This window comes from Agromyces sp. SYSU T00194 (assembly GCF_040496035.1).
Taxonomy (GTDB): domain Bacteria; phylum Actinomycetota; class Actinomycetes; order Actinomycetales; family Microbacteriaceae; genus Agromyces; species Agromyces chitinivorans.
In genome coordinates, this window is sequence record NZ_JBEPJZ010000001.1 from 154,398 (window position 1) to 169,808 (window position 15,411).

Annotated in this window: 13 protein-coding genes; 3 read left to right on the plus strand and 10 right to left on the minus strand. The window is 72.6% G+C overall.

Annotated elements, in window-relative coordinates:
• Positions 1–17 precede the first annotated feature (17 nt).
• Complete coding sequence (locus ABZK10_RS00780; RefSeq protein WP_353807279.1) at positions 18–377, plus strand: YrdB family protein; 360 nt, start codon at positions 18–20, stop codon at positions 375–377.
• A gap of 78 nt (positions 378–455) precedes the next feature.
• Positions 456–1,517, plus strand: a complete 1,062-nt coding sequence (locus tag ABZK10_RS00785) for an isopenicillin N synthase family dioxygenase (RefSeq protein WP_353807280.1) — start codon at positions 456–458, stop codon at positions 1,515–1,517.
• Positions 1,518–1,521: 4 nt separating this feature from the next.
• Here ABZK10_RS00785 and ABZK10_RS00790 read toward each other — a convergent pair whose 3' ends face one another.
• A complete protein-coding gene (locus ABZK10_RS00790; RefSeq protein ID WP_353807281.1) occupies positions 1,522–2,601 on the minus strand; it encodes an ABC transporter permease in 1,080 nt (359 codons plus the stop codon).
• A gap of 153 nt (positions 2,602–2,754) precedes the next feature.
• On the opposite strand from ABZK10_RS00790, the gene ABZK10_RS00795 reads away from it, so the two are divergent.
• Positions 2,755–3,348, plus strand: coding sequence for a TetR/AcrR family transcriptional regulator (locus tag ABZK10_RS00795; RefSeq protein ID WP_353807282.1), 594 nt, complete (start codon positions 2,755–2,757; stop codon positions 3,346–3,348).
• Between the two features lie 63 nt (positions 3,349–3,411).
• On the opposite strand, the gene nagB is transcribed toward ABZK10_RS00795, so the two are convergent.
• From nagB to ABZK10_RS00840, 9 genes are all read right to left on the minus strand, one after another.
• On the minus strand, positions 3,412–4,197 hold the full coding sequence (gene nagB, locus ABZK10_RS00800) for a glucosamine-6-phosphate deaminase (protein ID WP_353807283.1): 786 nt from the start codon (positions 4,195–4,197) through the stop codon (positions 3,412–3,414).
• Entirely contained in the window at positions 4,190–5,110 is a 921-nt protein-coding gene (locus tag ABZK10_RS00805) for an ROK family protein (protein ID WP_353807284.1), read from the minus strand. The genes nagB and ABZK10_RS00805 overlap by 8 nt, the downstream gene beginning before the upstream one ends.
• A complete protein-coding gene (locus ABZK10_RS00810; RefSeq protein WP_353807285.1) occupies positions 5,107–6,591 on the minus strand; it encodes a glycoside hydrolase family 3 protein in 1,485 nt (494 codons plus the stop codon). Before ABZK10_RS00810 ends, ABZK10_RS00805 begins: the two co-directional genes overlap by 4 nt.
• Positions 6,588–7,538, minus strand: coding sequence for a carbohydrate ABC transporter permease (locus ABZK10_RS00815; RefSeq protein WP_353807286.1), 951 nt, complete (start codon positions 7,536–7,538; stop codon positions 6,588–6,590). Before ABZK10_RS00815 ends, ABZK10_RS00810 begins: the two co-directional genes overlap by 4 nt.
• Positions 7,535–8,512: a carbohydrate ABC transporter permease gene (locus ABZK10_RS00820; protein WP_353807287.1), complete on the minus strand. Its 978-nt coding sequence runs from the start codon at positions 8,510–8,512 to the stop codon at positions 7,535–7,537. The genes ABZK10_RS00815 and ABZK10_RS00820 overlap by 4 nt, the downstream gene beginning before the upstream one ends.
• Positions 8,513–8,703: 191 nt before the next feature.
• A complete protein-coding gene (locus ABZK10_RS00825) occupies positions 8,704–9,945 on the minus strand; it encodes an extracellular solute-binding protein (RefSeq protein ID WP_353807288.1) in 1,242 nt (413 codons plus the stop codon).
• 70 nt (positions 9,946–10,015) lie between these two features.
• Complete coding sequence (locus tag ABZK10_RS00830) at positions 10,016–11,284, minus strand: ROK family transcriptional regulator (protein ID WP_353807289.1); 1,269 nt, start codon at positions 11,282–11,284, stop codon at positions 10,016–10,018.
• 170 nt (positions 11,285–11,454) lie between these two features.
• Complete coding sequence (locus ABZK10_RS00835; protein WP_353807290.1) at positions 11,455–14,406, minus strand: S8 family serine peptidase; 2,952 nt, start codon at positions 14,404–14,406, stop codon at positions 11,455–11,457.
• 359 nt (positions 14,407–14,765) lie between these two features.
• On the minus strand, positions 14,766–15,359 hold the full coding sequence (locus ABZK10_RS00840) for a hypothetical protein (RefSeq protein WP_353807291.1): 594 nt from the start codon (positions 15,357–15,359) through the stop codon (positions 14,766–14,768).
• Positions 15,360–15,411: the final 52 nt, after the last annotated feature.

Genomic DNA, 15,411 nt, shown 5'->3' on the forward strand with positions numbered 1-15,411 from the left:
GAACGTAGAATCGTGCGGTGAGCGAGTCACCGAACACCCCCGCCATCGGCCCGAACGACATCGTGCGCTTCTTCCTCGAGCTCTTCGCGTTCGTGTCGCTCGGCATCTGGGGGTTCCTCGCCTGGCCGCTGCCGTGGCCGGGCGTGCTGATCGGCATCGGGGCACCCGCCCTCGCCATCTTGGCCTGGGCGCTGTTCGTGTCGCCGAAGGCGGTGTTCCGGGTCGACGTGTTCGGCCGCACGCTCGTCGAGCTCGCGGTCATGCTCTCGGCGGCGCTCGCCTGGTGGGGCCTCGGGCAGCCGATCGTCGCGGTCGTGTTCACGATCGTCGCGACGGTCAGCGGCATCCTGCACGGGCGCAGGCAGCTCGCCGACTGACGGGCGCTCCCGCCGGGCAGGGCGGGCGGATGCCGCGGGGTAACCCGCGCGAAACGGCTGCGGCGTAGCATCCGGCACATGCCCTTCACCGTTCCCGTGGTCGACATCACGCCCTACGTCGCTGCCGGCGACGACGCGGCCCGCGCCGAGGTGGCCGCGGCGATCGACGTCGCCTGCCGCGAGGTCGGGTTCATCCAGATCCTCGGCCACGGTATCCCCGCGCACGTCACCGACGGGCTCGCCGACGCCCTGGACGAGTTCTTCGGGCTCGCGCCCGAGGTCAAGCGCGGCTACCGCACGCCCGCGGGCATCAACCGGGGCTACGCGCCGCCCAAGACCGAGTCGCTGAGCCTCAGCCTCGGCGTCGAGAGCGCGAACCGCATGAACGACTTCTTCGAGGCGTTCAACGTCGGGCTCGCCGCGAGCGACTTCCCCGGCGTCGACGTCGACCCGGTGCACTACGCCGAGAACACCTGGCCCGACCCGGACGCGCCGGGTTTCCGCCCGCAGGTCGAGGCGTACTTCGCGGAGGCCGGCCGGGTCGCGCGCACCATGACCCGCATCTTCGCCGATGCGCTCGGCGTCGACCACGAGGTCTTCGCCACCCGCACCGACCACTCGCTCGACGTGCTGCGCATGAACAACTACGCGCTGCCCGCGGGCACCGACGTGCGGCTCGACGGCGACCTCACGGGCATGGGCGAGCACACCGACTACGGCATCGTCACCGTGCTCTGGGCCGACCGCGTGCGCGGCCTGCAGGTGCTGGGCGCCGACGGCGGCTGGCACGACGTGTCGCCCGACCCCGGGGCGCTGCTCATCAACCTCGGCGACCTGACGGCCCGCTGGACCAACGAGCGCTGGATGTCGACGCTGCACCGGGTGAAGCCGCCCGTCATCGACGGCACGATCGAGCGCCGGCGCAGCGCCGCGTACTTCCACGACGGCAACGCCGACGCCCTGATCGCGGCCATCCCGACGACCGTGCCGGCGGGCGAGGAGCCCCTCTACCCGCCGATCACGGTCGGCGACCACATCGCCGCGAAGCTCGCCGGATCGCGCGAGGGGCGGCGGAACACCGCGGGCCGGGAGACGGCCCGGGTGCTCGCCGCCCGCGATGCGGGCGGCGAGCCGTACTGAGCGCTCAGGCGGGAACGCGCTCGGGCTCGGCCACGGGGTCGTCCTCGTGCGCGGCCTCCGCGTCGGACTCGGCGCCGCCCGCCGTGCGGAAGTGGCCGACCACCGAGAGCACGAGCCCCACGACCGCCCAGCCCGTGAGCACGAGCAGCGGGAACGCGGTGTCGGCGCTCGGGAAGTAGTTCACGTCGCGCAGCAGGGTCGCACCGGCGCCCGGCGGGAACCACTGGCCGACCTCGCCCCACGGAGCGGGCAGGAACTCCTTCGGCACCGCCGCCGACGAGATCGGGTTCGCCACGAGCAGGATGGTCAGCGCGCCGAGGCCGAGCCCCGCGCGGCCGAGCAGCGCCGACATGCCGGTGATGAACGCCGAGACGGCGAGCAGCGTGAGTGCGATGGCACCGGCGTTCGGCCAGTAGTCGCCCGGGAGCGAGCCGAACCAGCCGCCGAGGATGCCGGCCAGCGCCAGCCCCGCGCCACCCGAGTAGACGACGACCGCGAGCACCCGGCGCAGGGCGCCGATGACGGCGAAGGTGATGGCGATGCCGCCGATCATGCCGCCGAGCACGAGCGGGAACATGGCGCTCGCGAGCCCCGTGCCGCGCGGGTCGGTGTCTGCCAGCGGCACGACGTCCGTGACGGTCACCTCGATCGTCGGCACGGTGTCGAGGCCCTGCGCCTGTGCCGCCGCGGCGGCCTGGGCGTTGGCGGCCTGCTGCAGCTGGGCGGCGGCGCCGCCGAGCAGCTGCGCGACCGCCGCGCTGGCGGCCGACGAGGTGAGCACCTCGGGCTGCTGGCCGAGGACGATCGCGCCGTAGACCTCGCGCGCCTCGATGGCCTCCACTGCCTCGTCGCGATCGGCGACCTCGGTGAACGCGATGGCGTCGGGCTGCGCGTCGCCCAGCCCGGCCTCGATCTGCGCGACGGCCTCCGCGGGCCCGGCGATGGCGACCGGCAGGTCGCGCGGCTCGGCCGTGACCGACGGCCACGAGAATGCGAGCACGATCACCGCCACGGCCGCGACGAGCGCCGCCGCGAGGACGAGCACGCGCGCGAGCGGCGTGTGCGGGGTTCGGGTGTCGGACATGGTTCCTCCTGTGCGGGTGCGCACGGCGCCGCCGTGGGTTGCTGTGCGTGTGCTGTAAAACGAACATTCGTTCTTTATCAGGATGCGCGCATCGCCTACGCTTGTCAAGAACGGTCGTTCGGTTTGCGCGACCGGCGAGGATCAGGGGGCGCGATGCCGAAGGTGACCGAGGCCTACCGCGAGGCCCGGCGCGACGAGATCGCCGCCGCGGCGCTGCGGTGCTTCGCGCAGAAGGGCTACCGGGGCACCTCGATGGCCGACATCATCGCCGAGTCCGGCCTCTCGGCCGGCGCCATCTACGGGCACTACGCGGGCAAGCGCGAGCTCTTCCGCGCGGTGACCGAGCGCGTGCTCGCCGCGCGGCGCGACGACCTCGCCCGCGCGGAGGCGGGCGGCCGTGCCCTCTCCCCCGGCGAGACGATCGCCACGCTCCTGCGCGGCATGGTCTCCGAGCCGTTCGCGCCGTCGGTCATGATCCAGATGTGGTCGGAGGCGGCGATCGACGACGAGCTGCGCGAGGTCGTCGACGGCATCCTCGCGCTCGTGCGCGACACCGTGCGCGAGCACATCGCCGCCTGGGTCGCCGAGGACCCGGCGCGCGGCGGCGACGACCCCGCCGGCTACGTCGACCGGCTCACCCCGGTCGCGATGGGCCTCGCCCCGGGGTTCATGATCCAGCGCGCGCTGAGCGACGGGTTCGACGAGGAGGCGTACCTCGAGATGCTGCCCGAGGTGCTGCCGCACTGAATCGGTGGAGCGGCGATCGGCGACCGCGGCGACGCCGGCACGCCGACCCCACGTCGCATCCGCTCAGATGCCCTGCCAGGCGGGCTTGTGCGCCCACGCGTGCCGGTAGTACGACAGGTTCGCCAGCTGCGACGCGGCCGCCTCGTCGACGATCACGGTGGTGTGCGGATGCAGCTGGATGGCCGAACCCGGCTGGCTCGACGTGACCGGCCCCTCGACCGCCGCGGCGATCGCGTCGGCCTTGGCCTCGCCGAACGCCAGCAGCAGCAGGTGCCGGGCGCGCAGGATCGTGCCGAGGCCCTGCGTGATGCAGTGCATGGGCACGTCGTCGGGCGAGTCGAAGAAGCGCGCGTTGTCGGCGCGGGTCGGCTCGGTCAGCGTCTTCACGCGCGTGAGCGACGCGAACGACGAGCCCGGCTCGTTGAAGCCGATGTGGCCCGTGCGGCCGATGCCGAGGATCTGCACGTCGACGCCGCCCGCGGCCTCGATGGCCGCCTCGTAGTCGTCGCCCGCGGTCTCGATGCCGTCGGGCGAGCCGTTCGGCACGTGGATCAGTTCGGGCGTGAGCCCCAGCGGCTCGACCACCTCGCGCGCGATGACCGCGCGGTAGCTCTCCGGATGCCCCTCGGGCAGCCCCACGTACTCGTCGAGCGCGAACCCGCGCACGCGCGAGACGTCGACCGCATCCGCCGCGATGCGCGCCGCGAGCGCACGGTAGCTCGCGAGCGGCGTCGAGCCCGTGGCGAGCCCGAGCACGGCGTCGGGCCGACGGGCGATGGTGGCGAGGAGGGTGTCGGCGACGAGCGCGCCGGCCTCCTCCTCGCTGCGGACGATGACGACTTCAGCCATGATCAGCCTCTCCGACGAGTGCGGCGCCGACGGCGGCCGCGGGGAAACCGAGCGGGATCACCTGGACCCGCTCCTGGAGGTCGAGCGACGCGAGGAACGGCGAGGCCGCCGCCTGCTCCGAGAGGATGCCGCGGACGCCCACGAGCAGCCGGTCGCCGAGCGTGCTGAGCCCGCCGCCGATCACGACCAGGTCGGGGTCGGCGGCGAGCACGAGCAGGCGGACGGCGGAGGCCACCCCGCCGAGGAACGCGTCGCGCACGGCGACCGCACGCGCGTCGCCCCGTTCGGCCGCCGCGAACAGCTCGGGCGCCGCATGGCCCGACGCCGTCGGCCACCTCCGTGCGAGGGCCGAACCCGACGCGATGGTCTCGAGGCACCCGCGCTGGCCGCAGGCGCACGGCTCCCCCGCCGGATCGACCGGGACGTGCCCGATCTCGCCCGCCACGCCGTGGCCGCCCCGACGGAGCCGCCCGTCGAGCACGAGGCCCGCCGCGAGCCCCGTGCCGAGGTTCAGGTACGCCATCGAACGGGCCTGCAGTCCGTCGGCCACGCCGAGGAGGTGATGCGCGCCGAGCGCCGCCGCCTTCACGTCGTTCTCGACCCGCACCGGCACGCCGAACTCCGCCGCGAGCCGCGGGCCCAGGTCGAGCCCCTCGAGTCCGAGGTTCACCGCGTGCGCGACGCGCCCGCTGCCGTTGTCGACCGCCCCCGGGATGCCGATGCCGATCGACGCGAACCCGTCGACGCCCGCACCGGTCAGCTCCCCCATGCGGCGCACGGTGCGCGCGGCCGTCTCGACCACCGCGTCGGCGCCGAACCCGGTGGGCATGCGCACCTGGTCGCTCAGCTCGCCGTCGGCGCCGATGGCGACCGCGGCCGTCTTCGTGCCGCCGATGTCGATGCCGAGCCTCATGCCGCCGCCACCGGGTTCCGCGACGCCGCCTCGATCGCCCGCAGGAGCGCCTCGCCCACGAGGCGCGAGCCGCCGAAGGTCGCCACGTCGGCGTAGGCGCGGTCGACGCCGGGCCACCCCATGTCGACGACGACCACGTCCTCGCGCACGGCACGCAGCGCGTCCACGCAGGCGCGCGCGAAGGCGTGCCGGTGCACGTCACGGCCGACGACCAGGACGGGGCCGCGCAGGGCGGATGCCGGAAGGGGCGCGTCGCCCTCGCGCACCGTCACCACGTCATCGCAGGCCTCGGCCGGCGGCCCCCACGGCGCGACGCCGACGGCGATGTTCGCGGCCGACTCGAGGCGCACGAGCGTCGCCGGCGCGCCGCCGCGCGCGAGGCGCTCACGTGCGGTGCCCGACACCTCGAACGATGCCGCGATGCGCGCGAGCTCGGCCCCGTGGTCGACCGGCGCGGGCGCCCCGGACGCTCGCTGCTCGGGAGCGGGCCCGGCGAGTGCGCGCACGCGCCCGGCGGCATCCGCCACCCGCTCCGCGGGCAGCCTGCCCCCGGCGATCGCGTCGTGCACGGCCGCCACGATCGCGTCGAGCAGGTCCTCGGTGGTGTCCGTGCCGATGCAGAGCAGGTCGCAGCCCGCGGCGAGGGCGCGCACGGCCGCCTCGGGGATGCCGTGCACGCCGCTCGCCCCGTGCATGTCGAGCGCGTCGCTCACGACGACGCCCTCGAACCCCGACTCCGCGCGGAGCAGGCGAACCACGCGCGCTGACAGGGTGGCCGGGTGTTCCGCATCCAGCTGCGGGAGCAGGATGTGGCTGGTCATCACGGTGCGGACCCCGGCGTCGATCGCCGCGCGGAACGGCACCAGCTCGCGGGCGGCGAGCTCGTCTGCCGAGCGATCGACGACCGGCAGCGCGACGTGCGAGTCCGCGTCGGTGTCGCCGTGGCCCGGGAAGTGCTTCGCGCTGGCGCTCACGCCGGTGGACTGCAGCCCGCGCGTCCAGGCGGCCGCGTGCCGGGCGACGAGCTCGGGGTCGGTGCCGAAGCTGCGCGTGCCGATGACCGGGTTGTCGGGGTTGGAGTTGATGTCGACGTCGGGCGCGAACGCCAGGGTGCATCCGCTCGCCCGCAGGGCCTCGCCCACCCGCCGGCCGATGGCCTCGGTGTAGGCCGGGTCGTCGATGCGGCCGAGCACCGCGTTGCCCGGGTAGGGGGCGCCCACGTCGTAGAACAGGCGGGTGACGTCGCCGCCCTCCTCGTCGATCGCGATGACCGCGAGCGGGTTCGCCGCCGTGATCTCCGCGTTCACGCTCGCGAGCTGGTCGGCCGACGCGATGTTCGGGCCGAACACGCACACGCCGCCGAGCCCCTCTGCCAGGCGCTCGCGCACCCAGCCGGGCAGCCGGGTGCCGGCGAATCCGGGCAGGAGCGTCGTGAGGACGTCGCGCGCGAGGCCGCCGACGCCCGTCTCGGTGCCGGTCATCCCTTGACCGCCCCCGAAACCATGCCGCTGGTCATGCGGTTCTGCACGATGAGGAAGAAGACCACGACCGGGATCGCGATGAGGGTCGAACCCGCCATGAGCTGCGCCCAGTCGGTGCCGCCGTTCGGGTCGAGGAACGTGCGCAGCCAGACCGGCAGCGTCATCGCCTCGGGGCGCGGGTTGATGACCAGCGCGAACACGAACTCGTTCCAGGCCTGGATGAACCCGAAGACGCCGGTGGCGACGAGCCCGGGGGCGAGCAACGGGAACGTGATGCGCCAGAACGCCTGGGTGCGGCTCAGGCCGTCGATCATCGCGGCCTCCTCGAGGTCGGCGGGCACGCCGTCGACGAACCCGCGGAGCGTCCAGATCGTGAACGGCAGCACGGTGGCCACGTACACGAGCGTGAGGCCGGCGATCGAGTTGAGCAGGTGCCACGAGTCCATCACCCGGAACATCGAGATGATCATGGCCTCGGCCGGGATCATCTGGATGATCAGGATCGTGATGATGAACGACACCCGGCTGCGGAAGCGGAAGCGGGTCACCGCCACGGCCGCGAGGAACGCGAACACGAGGGTGATGAGCACCGTCAGCAGGGTGATCTGCAGCGAGTTCGCCAGGGCCGGCAGGAACGGCGCGCGCTCGTAGTGGAAGATGATGTCGACGTAGTTCTGGAGGCTCCCGTTCTCGGGCCAGAAGTGCACCTCGCTGCCGCGTACCTGCGCGTTGGGCTGCAGCGACGTGTTCACCATCCAGTAGACCGGGAACACGCTCATGGCGAAGATCACGACGGCGGATGCCGCGAGCAGCACGCTCACGACGCGGGAGCGCATGCTCCGGGGGCGACGCGTCCGCGCCGCGCGGTCCGGCGCGGGTGCGCCCCCGCGAGGCGTCCCGGTGACGGCGGCGCGCGTGTCGGCGGCGGCCGTGGGTGCGGCGGTCATCGGTCCTCCTTGAGGCTCTGGCGGACGTAGTAGAGGGAGATCGCGACCAGGAACAGCACCACGATCACGGAGATCGCGCCGCCGGCGCCGAAGTCGCCCGTGCCGAGCGAGACGCGGTAGATGTAGACGCCGAGCGTGTTGGTCTGCTCGGCGAGGCCGCCGAGTGCCTGGAGGGCGTAGATCTGCGTGAAGACGCGCAGGTCCCAGATGACCTGCAGGATCGTCACGACGATGAGGATCGGACGCAGGAACGGCACGATCACGAGGAAGAACCGCTGGAACGGGCCGGCGCCGTCGAGCTGCGCCGCCTCGAGCACCTCGTCGGGCACCTGGGTGAGGCCCGCGAAGACCGTGAAGGCGACGAACGGGATGGCGCCCCAGACGATCACGATGCCCGCGACGAAGAAGAAGCTGAGCGGGTCGAGGAGCCACGAGTGGCCGCGGAAGTCGAGCCCGAACCACTCGGAGAGCGCGTAGTTCAGCACGCCGTACTGGGAGTCGAAGATCCAGCCCCACACGATGGTCGCCGACAGGGGCGGCATCGCCCAGGCCAGCAGCAGCCCGATCGAGACGAGCAGGCGCCAGCCGGCGGCGAGCCTGCGCATCAGGAGGGCGACCAGCACCCCGAGGACCATGGTGATGACCACGCACGCGGCGGCGAAGAGCACCGACCGGCCGAGGACCTCCCAGAACTCCGGGTCGCCGAGCACGCCGAGGTAGTTGCCCAGCCCGACGAACTCGGGCGGGGCGCCGAAGACCTGCGCACGGCCGAACTCCTGGAACGACATGATGACCAGCTGCAGCAGCGGCCAGCCGATGACGGCGACGAGGACGACGAGCGACGGGACGAGCAGCGCGTACGGCGTGAGTCGCCCGCGGCGCCGGGCGGGCCGCGGCGAGCGCGTCGGCTCGTCGGGCGCCTGGGGCCCGGACTCGTCCCGGGCCGGGGCCTCGGGTCGGGTGACGGTGCTCATGGATGACTCCTGGGTCGAGCGGGTGCGTTGCCATCATGCGCGCGGCAGCGCGAAAAGAACAGGGATGCCCGGCACGACGTGTGGTGCCGGTCGTGCCGGGCATCGTCGGGCCCGTGGGCCCGGGGTCGGCCGCGGTGCGGCCGGTTCCGGGCCGGCGACGTGTGTGGTCGCCGCCGGCCCGGAGGTGGGGACTAGCCGTTGAGGATGTCCTCGATCTTCTCGTCGACCTCGGCCGCGAGTTCGGCGACGTCGCCGCCCTGGGCGATCTTCACGAAGAAGTCCTCCAACACGCGCGAGGCCTCGACCTCGGCCCAGTTCGGCGACGCCGGGGTCAGCTTCGCGCTACCCGCGGCGGCGGTGAAGGCCTGGGCCTCCGGGCTGTCGCCCAGGGTGGTCGCGAGCGACTGCTTGGCCGGGATGAGGCCGTTCTCGCCGTAGATCGTCTGGAACTCGTCGCTCAGGATGATCGCCAGCGCGTCCTTCGCCAGCTCGGGGTACTCCGACTTCGCCGAGATGCCGATGTTCGAGCCGCCGGCGAAGGCCTGCGCGGCACCGCCGTCGGTGCCCGGGAGGGCGTAGACGAGCGGGGCTGCCGGGGCGTTCTCGGTCTCGCAGCCGCTGGCCAGGCCGAGTGCCCAGTTCGGGGCGGAGAACTGGATCGCGTCACCCTCGCAGTACGGGGTCCACGGCTCGGCGTTGTCGCCGTCCTTCGGTGCGACCGAGGCGTTCAGCATGAGGTCCTGCACCTGCTCGAGGCCCACGATCGACTCGGGCGAGCTCAGCTGCGCGTCCCAGCCGTCGCCCTCGGGAACGGCGACCTCGCCGCCGGCCTCCCAGATGAAGGGCAGGGCATTGTACCAGTCCTGGCCGGCGAAGTAGATGCCCGACGTGCCCTCGTTGTCGGCCGCGAGCTCCTTGGCCTGGGCGATGTAGTCGTCCAGGGTGGCCGGGGCCTCCGAGACGAACGCCGGGTCGGCGAAGACGACGCGCGCACCCGCGTAGAGCGGCGCGGCGTAGAACGCGCCGTCGTACGAGCCCGCCTCGACGAAGCCGGGGAGGAGGTCGTCGCCGCCGAGGGCGTCGTACTCGTCGGTGATGTCGAGCAGCGCGCCGACCGACGTGAACGCCGGGGCCTGCGTGTTGCCGAACTCGACGAGGTCGGGGCTGTCCGAGCTGGAGAGGCTGGTGGTCAGCTTGTCGACCAGGCCGTCCCACGACTGCTCCTCGATCGTGAGGGTCGAGCCGGGGTGCTCCGCCTCGAACGTCTCGACGAGGTAGTCGCGGGCGTCCTGGGGCGTGTCCGCGCCGACGAGCCAGACCCGGAGGTCACCCGTCTCGGGCTCCGCCTCGGAAGCAGCGTCGCCTCCCGAAGCACAACCGGCGAGGGCGAGCGCAGCAGCGGCGCCGAGCGCCACGATGCCGAGTTTCCGCATTGCTGTGTTTCCTTTCGTAGGGAATGTGGTCACCGGCCGGGGCGCCGGGTTCCATGGTGCAGGAGTCCGATTACGAGACCCCGAGTTGGCCGGAGAGGACCATGACGGCCGCGCCGCGCAGGACGATGTCCTGCCCATGCGTGGTCATCCGGAGCCGGAGATCGCGGTTCACGTCCGCCATCGTCCGGTTCCGGAGCGTCTCGACGGCCGCCTCTCGCAAGGGGCCGTCAAGCAGTTCGGACGGACCGCTCAGCACGACCTCGGCGAGGTTGAGCGCTCCGACCACGGGGGCGAGCACGATGCCGAGTCGGCGGCCCGCCTCCCGAAGCGTGGTGTCGCGCGCCGCGGCGCGCGCATCGTCGTCGCCGGCGGCCGCGGTGGCGGCGGCCAGCTCGGCGATCAGGCGCGGCTCGGCGAGCCACGCCTCGAGGCATCCGTGCTTGCCGCACGCGCACGCGGGGCCGCCGTCGGTGCCGACGACCACGTGCCCGATCTCGCCGGCCGCGTAGTCGCCGCCGACGAGGGGGCGGCCGCCCACGATGAGCCCGGCACCGACGCCGAGGCCGACCTTGACGAGGATCACGTCGTCGTCGCCGTCACGGGTGGCGTGCTCCGCCAGCACGGCGGCGTTCGCGTCGTTGGCGACGTGCACGGGCACGCCCGCGACGGCGTGGATGCGCGACCGCAGGTCGAGGCCCGTCCAGCCGAGGTTCGGTGCGCGGCGCACGACGCCCGCATCGTCGACGACTCCGGGCGAGCCGACGCCGACGCCGAGGATCGGGGCGGATGCGGCCAGCGCGAGCCGCTCGACGAGCGCGACGACGCGCGCCACGGCGTCCTCGCCGGTCGCTCCCGAGAGCGCGACCTCGTCGCGGTGCACGACCGCGCCCTCGAGGTCGAGCACGGCGCCGCGGAGGACCGCGGCGTCGGAGAGGTCGACCCCGAGGATCTGGAAGGCGTCGCGGGCGATGTCGATGAGCGTGGCCGGCTTGCCCGGGCGGGCCGACTCGCGCTGGCCCAGCTCGACGACGAGGCCCTCGGCGATGAGCTCTGCGACCAGGTCGGAGACCGTGACGCGGGTCAGCCCGGTCTCGCGCGCCACATCGGCACGGCTGCGGGCGCCCGCGGTGTAGAGGGTCTGAAGCACCAGCGACCGGTTGTGACGCCGGGCGTGCTCGGGGAGCCGCTTGCCGCTCGGGCGGAGGCTGCGTGCGAAGGGCGCCGGGGCCTGGTCGACGCGCAGTACGGACGTTGCCCGCGGGGCGCCGGCGGCCTCGCCGACCCCCGGGTGCGCGCCCTCGATGAGGGAGGCGCTGCGCTGCACGTCCGGCGTGGTCATGTTTGTTAGTAAACCTTACGAACAAACATCCCGCAAGAGTTCTCCACGAATTCGCCCGCCCGTTATCGAGTCGTGACACGGGCGCGTCGAGGTCGCGCCGTGGCTCCCCCGGGAACGCCGAACGGGCGACGGATCCGCGATCCGCCGCCCGTTCGTGTCGCCCGCGAGGGCTATTCGGTGCCGACCTCCAGCGCCGTGCCGAAGCCGGACTCGCCGTAGGCGACGTACCCGAGGTACGTCTCGCCCGCGTCGAGGCCCGACCAGGACAGCGTGTACGTCGCTTCCTCGCCCTGCACGCCCGGCAGCGGGTTCGGCGAGGCGCTCAGGTCGCCCACGCCACCCGGCATCACGGTGTAGGAGTCGAGGTCGTACATCTCGTCCTGCCCCGCGTAGACCTGCGCGACGATCTCGTAGTACCCGGGCTCGGGTGCGAGGAGGTCGACGCGCTCGTCCGCGTCACCCGTCGCCGAGTACCACAGCGCGACACGGGTGCCGCGCTTGCCGTCGAGTTGGTAGATGAGCAGGTCGAGGTCCGCCGCGTCGTTGTACGCGTCCAGATCCCAGCGCTGGAAGGTCACGCCCTCGGGGATCTCGACGAACCAGGTCGCCTCGTCTCCGGTGCTGCCCGAACCGCTGTACGCCTTGTTCGGGCCGCCCTTCTTGACCTTGAGCTGCTCCGCGGGAGCGAGCCCTGCGACAGTGAGCGGGATGTCGCCGGTGAAGCCGGGCGTCACGCTGACGTCGACCGAACCGGTGGTTCCCGTACCCACCTCGTCTGAGGGCGCATCGAGCGAGACCGGCTGCACCGCGACCGGGCTGTGCACGACGGTGGCGCCGCTCACCCAGTCGATCGAACCGGTCGTGAACTGGTCGACCGGGGCGTCGGTGCGGGTGAAGGTCACCGTGTAGGAGGCCTCCTCCCCCGCCGCGCCGAACACCAGCGACGACGGCTCGATGTCCACGTCGAACCCGGCGAGGCCGTTGATCGTCGGCGTGAACGTGCCCGCCTGCGTCGCGGTGGCCGTTCGGGTCACCGTCTCGGTTCCGGTCAGCGAGCCGACCGCGATCGACGCCTGGTTCAGGTCGCTCGGGTCGACTGGGTCGATGCCGTTGTAGTCGGCGTAGCCGAGCGCCTCGATGTAGGCGGCCCAGTCGTACACGTCGCTGTCGTACACGAAGCCCGGCGCGAAGAACGACGTCGGGTCGACGTGGCCGGCACCCTGCGTGAACGGGTCGGTGACCGCGTCGCCTGCGGCGTCGACCGTGTCGTAGGCGGAGGTCATCATGGCCGACTTCACGGCCATCGGCGACTCGGTCGGTGCCTCGCCCAGGTAGAACGCGGCGAGACCGGCGATGTGCGGCGACGACATCGACGTGCCGGAGAGGAACTGGTAGGTCCCCTCCTCGCCGTCGGCGTTCGCGCCCGCGGCCAGGATCGCGACGCCGGGCGCCGAGATGTCCGGCTTCAGCACGTCGCTGCCGTCCGCGAGCACCGGACCGCGCGACGAGAAGCCCGCGACCTGCGGCGTCGCCGGCGCGGTGCCGACCTCGCGGCCCTGCGCGAACGAGATCGTCGCACCGGCGGTGCCGGCGTACTCGTACAGCGCGTCACGCTCGGTGTCGGGCACGTGGATCGTCGGTACCGAGTGCAGGTCGAGGTCGATCGAGTTCGGCGACGGGTTGGCCATGATCATGCCGATGCCGCCCGCGCGAGCCACCTCGGCCGACTTGTCGACACGGGCGTACGCACCACGGTCGCAGTAGACGATCTTGCCCGTGACGAGCGCCGGGTCGAGCGAGCCGGCGGCGCAGAGGAGCGCCTCCGATGCCGAGGCCTTGCGCGTCTTGACCTGGTCGCCGCGGACGAAGTCGCCCGAGACGCCGTCGGCCGGAACCGTCACCGACCCGCCGACGGCCTTCGCGCCGTCACCGGTCGTGGCGGTCGCCTCGTAGCTCGGGATCGTCGACGCGGCCACGGTGGTGATCCACGGTGCAGCATTGTCGAGCGTCGAGGCCGAGGGACCCGAGTTGCCCGCCGACGCGGCGACGAAGACGCCGGCCGCAGCGGCGTTGAAGAACGCGTAGTCGGTGCCGACCACCGTCGACGTGGCCGCGCCGCCGCCGATCGAGAAGTTGATCACGTCGACTCCGTCGGCGACCGCGGCGTTGATGCCCGCGAGCAGGTCGCTGCCCGCACAGCCGTCGTCGTCCTGGCTGGCGGGGTCGGGCCCCGACCAGCAGACCTTGTAGGCCGCGATCTTGGCCGCGGGCGCTACGCCCACGACACCGCCGAAGGCGTTGCTGCCGACCGTGACCTCGCCGACGGGGTCGCCCGCCGCGGTGCTCGCGGTGTGCGAGCCGTGGCCATCGCCGTCGCGGGGCGAGACGTACTCGCCCACGCTCGCGTCGCCGATGGAGCCGGCACCGAAACCGTCGACGAAGTACTGCGCGCCGACGATCTTCGTCGAGCAGTCGCTCGCCTCGAACTGCTCGCCGACCTCGCAGGTACCGGTGAACACTCCGCCGTCGGCCTTCGCGTAGGTGATCACGTCACCGTCGAGGTACGGCTCGTCGCCGGGCGTCGTGCCCAGCGCGTCGCCCGCGAACGAGGCGTTCTCCGGCGCGATGCCGGTGTCGAGGATGCCCACGACGATGCCCTCGCCGGCGCTCTCGCGCCCGCCCGTGGCATCCCACACGCCGCCCGTGCCGTCGGCGCCCGACCCGAGGCCGAGGAACTCGGTGGAGGGGGTGGCGTCGAGGTGGTAGATCTGGTCGGCTTCGACCGTGACGCCGCGCATGCCGGCCAGCGTCGCCGCCTGGTCGGCAGTGAGGTCGGCAGCGAAGCCGTTCAGCGCGACCGTGTACGACGTCGCGACCTCCGCGCCGACGCTCTTGGCCAGCTTGTCCTGCTTGGCCTCGAGGTAGTTCGCGTACGCCCGGGAGTTCTTCGAGGTCGCGTCGAACGCGCGCCCATTGCCCGGCGTGGTCGGCGCGATACCCGAGACGCCACCGTCGTAGGTGGCGACCGGCGCCTCGTCGAGGAAGACGATGTAGCGCCCGTCGGTGAAGTCGGTCAGGTCGACGTAGCCCGTCGCCCCCGCGCCCGCCGCGGAAGGCGTCACGCTCGGCGCGGCGAACGCCGCACCACCGAGGCCGAGCGCCCCGGAAACGACGACGGCACCGCTCAGCGCTGCTGCCGCGATGCCGCGAATCCTGACGGAACGAGCCCGTCGCTGTGTTGCATGCAAATCGAATCCCCTGTCTTCGGATGACGTGCGCGCGCCCCCTTCGGGGGGTGCACAGTGTCATCGAACCTATCCCAAGGAATTCGCAGGATGAAGGGAGTGCACACGCAGATTCGCTGCGTATCCTGCACGATCTTTGCCTACGCGAGGAATGCTCGAAGATTGTACATACGGAGGTGAGGGTCCCTCACGCTGCTCGGGGCCCGAATCCGGGCCCGGACCCCGAGCAGCAGGGGTCACGCGGCGGTCGATGCGGTGACTCGAACGCCGCGCGCCGGCGCGGTCGCGGCAGACGCACCGAGCAATGCGAGGCCGAGGTTCGCGAACGTCTCGGCGTAGCCCGGGTGCGCCGCGGCCTCGGGCAGCACGAACATCAGCACGACGGCCGGCAGCGTGAGGGCCAACAGCCACGCGGATGCCGAGCGATCGCGCTGCACGAGCATCGTGATGCCGAGCGCGAACGGGAACAGCAGCATCCCGAGGAAACCGATGTTGACCACGAGTTCGAGGACGCCGGCGATCTCGAGGCCGAAGAGGCTCGCCCCGATGCCGACGGCCATTGCGCCGTAGACGAACGCCAGCGCCCACCGCACGACGTTGCGCCAGGGTCGCCCGCGGAAGACGGGCGCGGCGACCGTGAACAGCACGACCACGACGAGCACGTAGCAGGCGACGTGGATGGTGCCGCCGATCGTCTCGACGACCGGGAGCGGACCGCCCTCGGCGAACACGGAATCGGTGCCGGTGAGGATGCGGGTGAACGCATCGGTGAGGGCGATCGCGGACGTGGCGATCGCCGCGACGAGGGCGGCGATGCGGATGCGGGACATGGCGGGTTCCTTCGGTCGGTGTGGTCGGCGGCGATCGGTCGACCGCCCTCGA